General features: G+C 53.3%; 10 protein-coding genes. 1 reads left to right on the forward strand and 9 read right to left on the reverse strand.

The window, feature by feature from the left end; all coding sequences use genetic code 11:
- Window positions 1-164: 164 nt before the first annotated feature.
- The 9 genes from FBQ85_20525 to FBQ85_20565 all read right to left on the reverse strand — a co-directional run bounded on the left by FBQ85_20525 (window position 165) and on the right by FBQ85_20565 (window position 9,575).
- Window positions 165-557, reverse strand: coding sequence for a YbjN domain-containing protein (locus FBQ85_20525; protein ID MDL1877523.1), 393 nt, complete (start codon window positions 555-557; stop codon window positions 165-167).
- Window positions 558-576: 19 nt separating this feature from the next.
- Window positions 577-930 carry a J domain-containing protein gene (locus FBQ85_20530; protein MDL1877524.1) on the reverse strand — a complete coding sequence of 118 codons (354 nt, stop codon included), beginning with the start codon at window positions 928-930 and terminating at the stop codon, window positions 577-579.
- A 358-nt stretch (window positions 931-1,288) separates the two neighbouring features.
- Window positions 1,289-2,887, reverse strand: a complete 1,599-nt coding sequence (locus FBQ85_20535; GenBank protein ID MDL1877525.1) for a polyamine aminopropyltransferase — start codon at window positions 2,885-2,887, stop codon at window positions 1,289-1,291.
- Window positions 2,888-2,902: 15 nt separating this feature from the next.
- A complete protein-coding gene (locus FBQ85_20540) occupies window positions 2,903-3,745 on the reverse strand; it encodes a DUF350 domain-containing protein (GenBank protein ID MDL1877526.1) in 843 nt (280 codons plus the stop codon).
- Window positions 3,746-3,760: 15 nt separating this feature from the next.
- Window positions 3,761-4,477, reverse strand: a complete 717-nt coding sequence (locus tag FBQ85_20545) for a hypothetical protein (protein MDL1877527.1) — start codon at window positions 4,475-4,477, stop codon at window positions 3,761-3,763.
- Between the two features lie 75 nt (window positions 4,478-4,552).
- Window positions 4,553-5,131 carry a DUF4178 domain-containing protein gene (locus FBQ85_20550; protein MDL1877528.1) on the reverse strand — a complete coding sequence of 193 codons (579 nt, stop codon included), beginning with the start codon at window positions 5,129-5,131 and terminating at the stop codon, window positions 4,553-4,555.
- Between the two features lie 330 nt (window positions 5,132-5,461).
- Complete coding sequence (locus FBQ85_20555) at window positions 5,462-6,964, reverse strand: NACHT domain-containing protein (protein MDL1877529.1); 1,503 nt, start codon at window positions 6,962-6,964, stop codon at window positions 5,462-5,464.
- A gap of 144 nt (window positions 6,965-7,108) precedes the next feature.
- Complete coding sequence (locus FBQ85_20560; protein ID MDL1877530.1) at window positions 7,109-7,303, reverse strand: DUF3995 domain-containing protein; 195 nt, start codon at window positions 7,301-7,303, stop codon at window positions 7,109-7,111.
- A 253-nt stretch (window positions 7,304-7,556) separates the two neighbouring features.
- Entirely contained in the window at window positions 7,557-9,575 is a 2,019-nt protein-coding gene (locus FBQ85_20565; protein MDL1877531.1) for a hypothetical protein, read from the reverse strand.
- Here FBQ85_20565 and FBQ85_20570 point away from each other — a divergent pair.
- Window positions 9,454-9,827 (forward strand): acetyl-CoA C-acyltransferase (locus FBQ85_20570; protein ID MDL1877532.1); only part of this gene is annotated, 374 nt, incomplete at its 3' end. The two genes, FBQ85_20565 and FBQ85_20570, sit on opposite strands and share 122 nt — an antisense overlap.

Here is a 9,827-nt window from a genome sequence, read left to right on the forward strand (position 1 = left end):
TATAGCATCTTTCAAATGCGTGTGCAGGAGTCGTAGTCTTGCCCCCTTGTGGGGCACTGTCGCAACTGTGAGTTTAGTGGCTTCGACAGCCGCCCACGAGGGGCGGGGGCTACAAACCTGTCCATTCAATTAAAAACCGCTATAAGAAAAGCCCTTCTCAAAGATTACTTGGCCAGCTCCAGCAACTCGTTGCCGTATTCGGCCAGCGCGAGAGACAGCGCGCGAATCGAGGCTTCCAATTCGTTGCGATCGAGATTTTCCAATTCCAGCGTGTCCCGAAAAAAGACGTTTTTGCCTTCCTCATCAAGCGCAAACGCGCCGTGCACCAGGGTGTTGTTCATTTGCAATAATCGTTTGTATAACTCGCCGGTTTTTTTGGGCGCCGGCATAATCAATTGCTCCAGAATCACCATGGGCGGCTCGCAATCAATCACCAAATTTTTAATCCCTTCCTCCTCATCTTCGACAATGATCACTTCGTTGGCGCGATCTTCCTTGACGATCTTCAAATCAAGGTCGAATACATAACTCTTGATCAAATCCAAGTTTGCAGACATAAAGCCTCCTCGGTTGAAATTAGTGTGGGGTCAATCTTTTCTCCAACTCCTCATAAGCACGATTCAAACCTTGCGTCAATTCCGTTGCGACGCGGCGCTTTTCGGGATCATGCGAATGCAAGTCGGGGTGATATTTGCGCAACAAATTTTTCCACGCCTGGCGCACCTTCACGAGATCGGCGCCATAGGGCAATTCCAAATTGGCGTAATACCGTGCCAGCACGGGATCGTAGCCGGGCGGATTCGCCTGCGCAGCTTGTGCCCCGGCTGCCGCTTCCTGCCAGAACTCACGTTCGGCGCTCGCCGGCCGATCTGAGTAGCTGCCGTACAGATTGGCGCGAAAGAGTCTAGCCAGTCGAGATAATAACGTCACGGTAAATAAGCGATTAACTTTTCAAATTTCGAATAAAATTCTGATGGTGTCTCGGCCACGGAAATGAAATCACACGGAAAAGGCTTTTGCTTTGTTGTGGGACTTCAATTTTGTGGGCGAGATTTACAACGCTGCTCGAAGATCGTCGATTTTGAACTTGTGTGAAAATCGGTATTGATACTTTAGAGCATCTGATCAAAATTTGAGAACACCATTTAAATGAATCATTCAACTCATTTAACCACGAATCGACGCGAATAAACGCTAATCGCCGTCAATGCGCGTTGCGCGCAGTCATTCGCGGTTGAGAAACGGCTTTTTTGTTTGACGCTACTCCTCAGCAGTCGATTCACAAAAATCAGTAAATATCCCACTCACCCTGACGATAATAATGATAAACCGCTAAATCAAGCTCGTTCGTCACGGCAATTTCGTCAATGCCATCGAATACGCCTTTGCCAAAATTCAGCATATGTGCCATGGCTTCGGCATTCAGAAAACGGGTCGGCAGTTCCTCGAAGCTCTGGCGCAGCAGCGCTTCTTTCAATTTGTGCTCGGGCAGCGAGGGCGCCTTGACGCCCAACACCCAGCCCCACTCGCCCATCGTCGGAATATGATTGTGATAAGCGATTGCCGGCAAACCGGTGGCGCGCATGGTTTTTAGTATGGAGAGAAAAGCTTGTTTGGAAAAGAACGGGCTGGTCGCTTGCGTCACCAATCTCCCGCCGGCGGCCAAGTGGCGGGCAGCGAGCTGATAAAACTCCAGCGTGTAAAGACGCGCCACCTCGACGGTTTTGGGATCAGGCAAATCGATAATGATGACATCGTAGAGTTGGCCATCTTCCTGCAAAAAACGATAGGCATCCTGATGCACGAGATGCACGCGGCCATCCTGCAAGGCGCCGCGATTGAGGCGGAGAAAGAGATCATGCGTTTGCGCCAGGCGGGTGATGGCCGGATCGATGTCCACCAGCGTCACTTGCCGGACTTCGGAATACTTCAAGACTTCGCGCGCGGCCAACCCATCGCCGCCGCCCAGAATCAAAACCGTTTTTGCCGCCGGACCCAGACGCATGGCCGGATGCACCAGCGGCTCGTGATATCGTTCCTCGTCATAGCTGCTGAATTGCTCGTTGCCGTCCAAGTAGAGCCAAAAATGGTCACGCCACTGCGTGAGCACTATTTTTTGATAAGGCGTCTGCTCTTGGTAGATGACGCGATCGCGATATTTTTGCTGCTCGCCAAAAAGCACAATGGGCTTTGCCGTGAGCGCCAGACTGCCGAGAACAATTGGAACTACAGCAAAGGCGATTGCCAGCTTCTTCCGGTATTGCAGCAAGCTGCGGTAATTCCAGAATAACGCTGCGGCCACGATGAAATTCACCGCGCCCACGACGATGGGGGTGTAGGTCAAGCCCCAATAGGGCAAGGCCACGAAGGCAAACAACAACCCGCCGAGCAATGCGCCGTAATAGTCCTTCTCCATCACCGTGCTGATATTCACGCGCAACTCTTCGAAATAATCGTTGAGCCGAGTGACTAACGGGATCTCCAATCCAATCAGCACGCCGATTACGGCGGAGGTCAGATAGATGATCGTGGTAATATCTTGCACATACGCGGACAGCATGTACGCGAGCAACGCGCTCACCGCACATAACACCGAAAGCGCCAATTCCACCACGAGAAAGGCATCGAGCAAATGCACGCGGAGGTGTTTGCTGATGCGGCTGCCGAGTCCCATGGCAAAGAGCATGATTGAAATCGTCAGCGTCCATTGCCGTACCGAATTTCCCAGCAAGTAGCTCGCGAGTGTGGCCATAGCATATTCCGCAACAATGCCGGAGAAACCGGTGGCGAAAATGCAGGCCTTGAGCAGAAAACTGCGGCGCAGCAGCGCAGGTTTGCTAATACGGCCTTCAGAAAGATTTGCCGCAGCGTTGTGATCGACAATCATGTTGATTTGATTTTTTCAAACCACCCAACTTAACAGCAACGAGGCCGCAATGTAAGAAAACGCCTCGATCGCGCCGGCCCCGACGTTGGGCGCGGCCTGATTCACCAATTCCGCGGTCAGACGCTTGCCGGGCAGCAACACACGATCCGTGATGATGCGAATGAGAGGCAGCAGGATCAAGCCGAACGCGAGAAAGCTGCCGAATTTGATGAAATAATCACTCCACGAAATGAAATCGCCGGCGATGCTGACGCGCACGAGATTGCCCACGGCGATTTGCATACCGGCGAATGCCACGCCAACCGCAACGTTGTCTTTTTCGAGATTGGCATGTACGTCATATGGCAGCAATTTACTGTAAACGCGGCTCGCAATCACCAGGGCAAGCTGGCCGAGAATCCAGGAAAGAGCCGCGGTAAGCAAGCTGCCGCGCCCGGAAATCGCGCCGGCGATAATCAAGCCCGTGGCGATGTGATTGGCGGCGACGATGGCGCCGGTGCCGGCATTGCGATCTTGGATGATCTCTTTTTCATCGTCGAACGCCGGCAGAATAAACTTGTCGGTAATGAGGCCGGAGAGGTTCAACAACACGATGGAGGCCGCGCCATACAAAAAAATGTCGATGAGATCATCGATTAAACTTACCGAAACGCCGGCCAGCACGCCGCCGATGGCAAAGACCAGGCCGAGATGATACCCGATCATCACCAGCGCCAGCGCGAAGTTGTCGCGCTCCAGCAACTCCTCATTAAGTGCGTAATTGCGGTGCAGCGCGCTGTAAGCCCATTTGCCAAGAAAAAACAGCACAAACGCGGAGCCGAGATAAATCAGTCCGGAGACGAATTGATCGAGTGACATGAGGTGTTCCGTGTCTTATTTTCCAAAGCCGCGGCTGCTGCGGCTGCGCACTTTGCTCATGTTGCTGCGCCGCACGCGGTTTTGCACTTTTTGTGAAAAACGTTCTTTCGCCAAACGGTCACGCTCCAGCCGGCGTTCGAAGAAGTTCTTGTGCGTTTCCTTGGTTTGCGTGCCGTTGGTGCCGAATTCGCGATTGCGACCGAAATACGGCCGGCCGCGCGTGCGCGAGTCGCGGTAACCTTCCCAATCATTTTGATAAACCGGCCGCGTCATCATGCCGAACAGGCTGCTCATCAGCGCATACTTGCCGTAGAATTCCCAAAACGAATTGCCGCTCTCGTCGGTGCGCCAGGCGCCGTAACGCGGGTCGCCGACATATTGATACCCGGGCGGATGTTGGGCAAAACTCTGCTCGTTCTCGAGCGTTTTGGAGGCGATGACCATGCCCAGGTATTGATCATATTTTTCATACTCGCGCTGATCTACGCGCAGCCAGTCCGTCAATTCGCTTTTGTAGATCAGGCTGTCCGGCGCGCCGTTGCGTTCGGCGCGAATGAGTTTGTAGCGATGATAATAATCATCGAAGAAATTACCTTCTTCCTTCATGTCTTCGAGAATGATGGAGTATTCCGGATAGCGCTCGAGATCGCGCGCCAGGCGGTCGAGTTGGGAGGTAGAACTGCAGGAGACAACAGCGGCGGCCAGCAGGGTTATTGAAAAGAAGCGTTGCAAACTAAATCCTTTCGGTAAGCATGTTCGCGCGTACTTAATGACAAAAGGTACAGGCGATCATCAAACACATTTTAATCATTCCACCGCGCCGCTCTCGCCCGGCAGAATGCTGGTGAATTCATATTCTTGCACCGGCACGCTTAACCAGGCTTCGAATTCCCTTTCGCCCCATTGCTCGATGGTCAAAATGGATTCATTGATCTCTGTGATAAATTCCCAGTAAATGAATTCTTGCGCCGGGCCCTGGCCGTTTTCATACATGTAACCCGGACCGGATTCATCGAGATAATAGATCTGGTTATCCCAGGTCAGCTCATCCGGCGGATCATCGTGCTGGATAATGTATTGCCGCAAATTGCCATCGATCTCGCCCAGCGGCAATCGTTTTGACCACGACCATTGCGTTTCGCCCTCTTCCTGCGCGTGTTCAAGGTAACGGGTCTCGCTGCCGGAATCAAGCTCCCATTCTTCCGAGGTGTAGCCTTCGCCGAAATCATAGCGGCAGTAGCTTTTCACGCGCCAGGTTTGGGCGTCATAATCGACGAGATAACCGGGCCGCAGCTTGGCCAGCGTCAAATCGCGGATCGGGTCGAAATCTTCAGTATGATTGTTGTTTTTGAATAGATCCCAAAGCGCCATCGCCATCACCTTCATGTTTAAACGAGCGCGCAAATATAGACGGAGAAATTGCCAGAGTCAAGCGCGAAGCCGCAGCATTTTTTTGTTGATAACGATTTATTCACGCTGCGCCTGAATTACGGCGAAGGAGTAGGTATTGTTGCTCGAAGCTGGAGGGAATTTTATGAAGCCAATCGGCGAACGCGCCGCGCCTTATGAATTTTGACAATCAAAATCGGCAACTTTGCTCTGTTCGGCCACGGCTTGGCCGTGGCCTCTACAGTGGTCAAGCCACGGCCAAGCCGTGGCTGAACAGTACCGCGTTTGAATATCAAAACTTATGATGAGATGAGAGAATCTGTGGGGTCAATCTTGCGGCAGGCGTGCGACGCGAAAACCAATGAAGCGCGCGAGTTGCTTGACATGCGCATCGCGCGCGGTGCAGAGCAGCGCCGAAACATCATTAAAAGCCGCGCCGCCGCGTACCACGCGTTTTTCGGGTTTATCGCTTTCTTTGGTGGAAGTCCATTCCCATACATTGCCGCCCATATCCATAATGCCCAACGGCGTTGCGCCGGCAGCATGCGCGGTAACGGCGCGCAGGCGGCAGAGATCGTCCGCAAAATTCGCATGTTCCGGCCGCGGCGATTCAAAGCCCCAGGGATACGAGCGCTCGCCGTTGCCTGCCGCCCATTCCCATTCTTCTTCGGTGGGCAAACGAAACACAAAATTGCCCTGAGCATTGGTGGAAGTGACTTTTTGGGTGATGGCAGTAAGCCACTTGCAATACGCCTCGGCATCCTCCCAATCCACACCTACCACCGGCAAATCATCGGCGGAAAAATCCGGCAGACTCCACAGGCTCGGCGCGCGATGTTGCGTCGCCTGCACAAACACGCGATAAAGTTTGTTGGTCACCGGATATTTGGCGAGATGATAAAAATACAGCGGCGCGGGCTTTTTCGCGCCCTTCAACATCAACGGCAGGCCGGGCGGGGAGAGCATGAGATATTCGGATTCCTGCTCCGCCGGATTGACATAAACCTGCGGCATGCGCGTTTCGGAAACGGCGCGCAACGAGCGGTATTGCAGCAGCGCATAATTGCGCAGCGCCACGGTGTAATAAGAAAACTCGAAGCGAACGCTTTGCAGCAGGGCCTCGGCTTTGCAGGCAATGATCACCGGCAGGGATTTGCCCGCGATTGCGACAACGCTGTCGAGCCAGCGGCACATTTGTTCGCGCTGCTCGCCCTCGGGAATCTCGTCCAGGCCGTCGAATAACAACAATGCGCGCCCGCTGAGCAAGGCGCGTTGCAGATAGATTTTCTTCAGGTGATAGCCCGAGCCGCGCAACGCCCGGCGCAGCGCCTTATAAAACGGCAACGAGGTGTCGATGTGCTTGAGCGGCAGATAAATCGGGAGACGCGCTTTTTTGAAACCCAATTTGCGGTGCGCTTCCGGCGTGCTGGCGCGCAGCGCCAATGCTTGCAGGAAGGTGGATTTTCCGGAGCTGGCCGCGCCCGTAATGAGAAGCGAACGTTTTTCCAGAGCTGCCAAGTGCATGATGCTTTCCAGATCATGCGCTTCGTGCTCGTCCAGGCGTTTTGCCGTGGCGGGGTAGGCTTTGAGAATATAGAAGGAAACTTGCTGGCCGTAACCGTGTTTCTGGATGTGCCCGTATTCCTGGTAGAATTTTTTGAGGTATTGGGTGAACGGACTCCACGGCGGCCCGATCTGCCAGTCTTCCCGTGTTTTCCAGCCTTGGCGCGCGAGATAGAGCACGAACACCAAAATCACGGTATAGCCGGCTTCGGGGAAGAGGCTCCCAACAATCTCTAGCCAATCGCTGTTTTGCACGAAAGCCGCCATGCCTCGTCCTGATGATGGAGAAATTTATAAGGTGATAGTACCAACAAAGCGGGCAAGTGCGGCAGCTTGAGCGCAGACAAAATTTGGCGGGCGAACTGCCATGCAAATCAATGGCTTAAGCGGAAAGGCCGGCGCAAAAAATCGTTACGGCTCGTCATCCGATGATTTTTTTCTGGAAGGCCAACTCACCATAATGCCGCGCACCACCAGCACCAGGCCGAGGCCAATGTAAAGCCAGCGCGTGAATCCGGTGTTTTTTTGCAGAATTTGAAACGAACCTTCGGCAACCACGAGCAAGCCGAGCATGAACAGAGCCATGCCCCAAATGCGTGTCATCATAATGGCCTCGTTAGGTGATCTTGCGTCAAGGTGAAATGTGACAAAACGCCGTCCGGCCGCTTTGTCCGTGTGAAAATTGCAGGCGATAGATATGAACCATCATCAAATCAGGCGCCCTGACGGTTTGTCGATTCCTGCAACGGGCCTGCTGGCGGCCGTGACTCAATTGCCTTGCGGCGCAAGATAGGCATTTTAACCTCGCAAGTAAAGCGTGGAATAGGTGCTCGTGCCGGAATTGTAACTTTTCATAAGTTCACCCACAAAGGTAATCAAAACAGATCAATTGCAGGCTTTCTCGCCGAAGAATTCTAGGCGAAGCAATCGGGCGCGGCATTTCTTTCGAGTCAAACATTTCTTTTAGGGCTGCAATGCTCTCCAACAAAGAAACGACATTCTGAGATGCCTGAAAAGCCTTATATTGCTTTCTCAATTCTTTCACTTGAACATTGGGCAGCGGCTGATTCAAATATTTAATCGCCTCGAGAAGGTGCTGGCGTTTAACTTTTGGCGAATTGAGATAACCTTGCAGAGTTGCCGCCAGCGTTTGTTGAATCGCATCCGTCGTTTTCGGGGTGGCCTCGAGCGCTTGAATTCTTTCTTGATTTTCGAGAATGTTTTGAATGATCTTTTCCTGAATCTCAAACACCTCGCAGTCGCCGATGACGCGCGGCGTGTCCCGGTCGCAGGCAATGAGGTTGGCGACCAAAAAGCGGTTGTCGAGAATCTCGCCGGTTTTCAGATCATAATATTTCCAGAAATGATGCTCCGCGTTTTCACCTTCGGCCCGGCCCTTGAAATAGAAAAACATCCCCTTCGCATTTGGCTTCGATAAGCCGGAATGGATGCCATCGGGCAACTGTTCCAGCATTTCCCGGCCGCCGGAATTGAGCAAATTCCGCAACTGCTGCAACAGAAATTCATGGCTCATCAGCTCCATAAACTGCTCTTCTTCGGCAATGACGGCCGCATCTTCCTCGCGAATCCGGCGCAGCGTATTGAAATTCCTCGGATGCACGGCCTCACCCAGCACGCTGGCATCCAAAAAACCGGCGCGATCGATGTCGGCAATTTTCCGGCTCAAGCTTTCCACCAGGCCGAGCAGCTTTTCCAAACCGGCGTCGGGAAACATGTTGTAAACCCACAGGGTTTTAAAATCCGTCCCAATGCGATCGATGCGGCCGGCGCGCTGCACCATGCGCGTGGGATTCCAGTGCAGATCGTAATTCACCAGATGCCCGCAATCCTGCAGATTCTGCCCTTCGGAAAGCACATCGGTAGAAATCAAAATATCGATTTCCTTTTCTGCGCCCATCAGCTCGGGATGGTTATTGGCCTTGGGCGCGAACTCCATAATGATGCGCGTGCGCTCATCGGCTTTCGCCCCGCTATCCATGCGCCGAATAACCGGATTGCCAATGGTTTGCCGAAACGGTTTCCCCTTGTCGCCGCCCAGCTCGCGATAGAGATAGCGCGCCGTGTCTTTATAATATGTGAACAGCAGCACCTTCTCGCCCTTCAACTCCGCTGCCAACAGATTCTTGAGGCGCGCCAGCTTGGCATCGTTTTCCGGTTTGATGTCTTTGATCTCGTGCCAGATTTCGGCTAACACCTCGATGTCGTGCTGCAGCGCTTCATGCAATTGGCGCAGGTCGTAACTGCTCGGCTCAATCGCCGGCAACTGCTGCAAGATTTCCTTCACCTCTTCCACGTCGTCAAGCTCTTTCGCCAGCGAGGTGGGCGTGGCATCATCCTCCTCATCTTCCTTGGCAAAATACCGCAGCGCTTTCTGAAAGTCATTGCTCTTGAGCAGCTTGCCGCCGAGCAGGTATGATTCAAAAGTCTTTTGAAATTGCAAAGCCCGGCGCACGCTGATGCGGAACGCCTCAATGCTCGATTCGAATCGCTTCAGATACCGGCTTTTGAAAATTCCCACCAGCGCCTGCTCGCGGCCTTGTTCGAACTCGTCGATCTCGGACTCGGCTTTTTTGTACGATTCCAGATTGTACGGCGCCAGATTCAGGCTCTCGATGCCCGCGACGATTTTTTCATAGATGCCCTGGTAAGTCGCCTCCAAATCGTAATTCACGGTTTTGAGCTGGCGCGCCGGAAAGGTAATCTTCTTGCCTTTGATCGTCGCTTCGGGATAGGCTTTGCGAATAAAGGGCCGCGTCCGGCGAAAGGTTGTTGTTTTTGAGCAGGACGAGGGCGTTCGGTTCGACGCCACGCCCGAAGGCTTTGCGAAGCTGAAGCCTGTCTTCCACGCAAAAGGCACCGTGACTGCCGGGAATTCGTCGCAGATGTCGGACGGTGCGGCCGCCGCGGTCGTTATGTCGGCTGACAAGGCGAAGGAACTTGGGCTGACACCGATGGCAAGATTCGTATCTTACGCTACGGCAGGTTGTCTTCCCGAAGAAATGGGCATCGGGCCGGTGTATGCGATTCCAAAGGCGTTGAAGCTGGCGGGCCTCACGCTCGATCAGATCGACGTGATCGAGCTGAACGAAGCCTTTGCGGTACAAGGCCT

The organism is Cytophagia bacterium CHB2, from assembly GCA_030263535.1.
Classification (GTDB): domain Bacteria; phylum Zhuqueibacterota; class Zhuqueibacteria; order Zhuqueibacterales; family Zhuqueibacteraceae; genus Coneutiohabitans.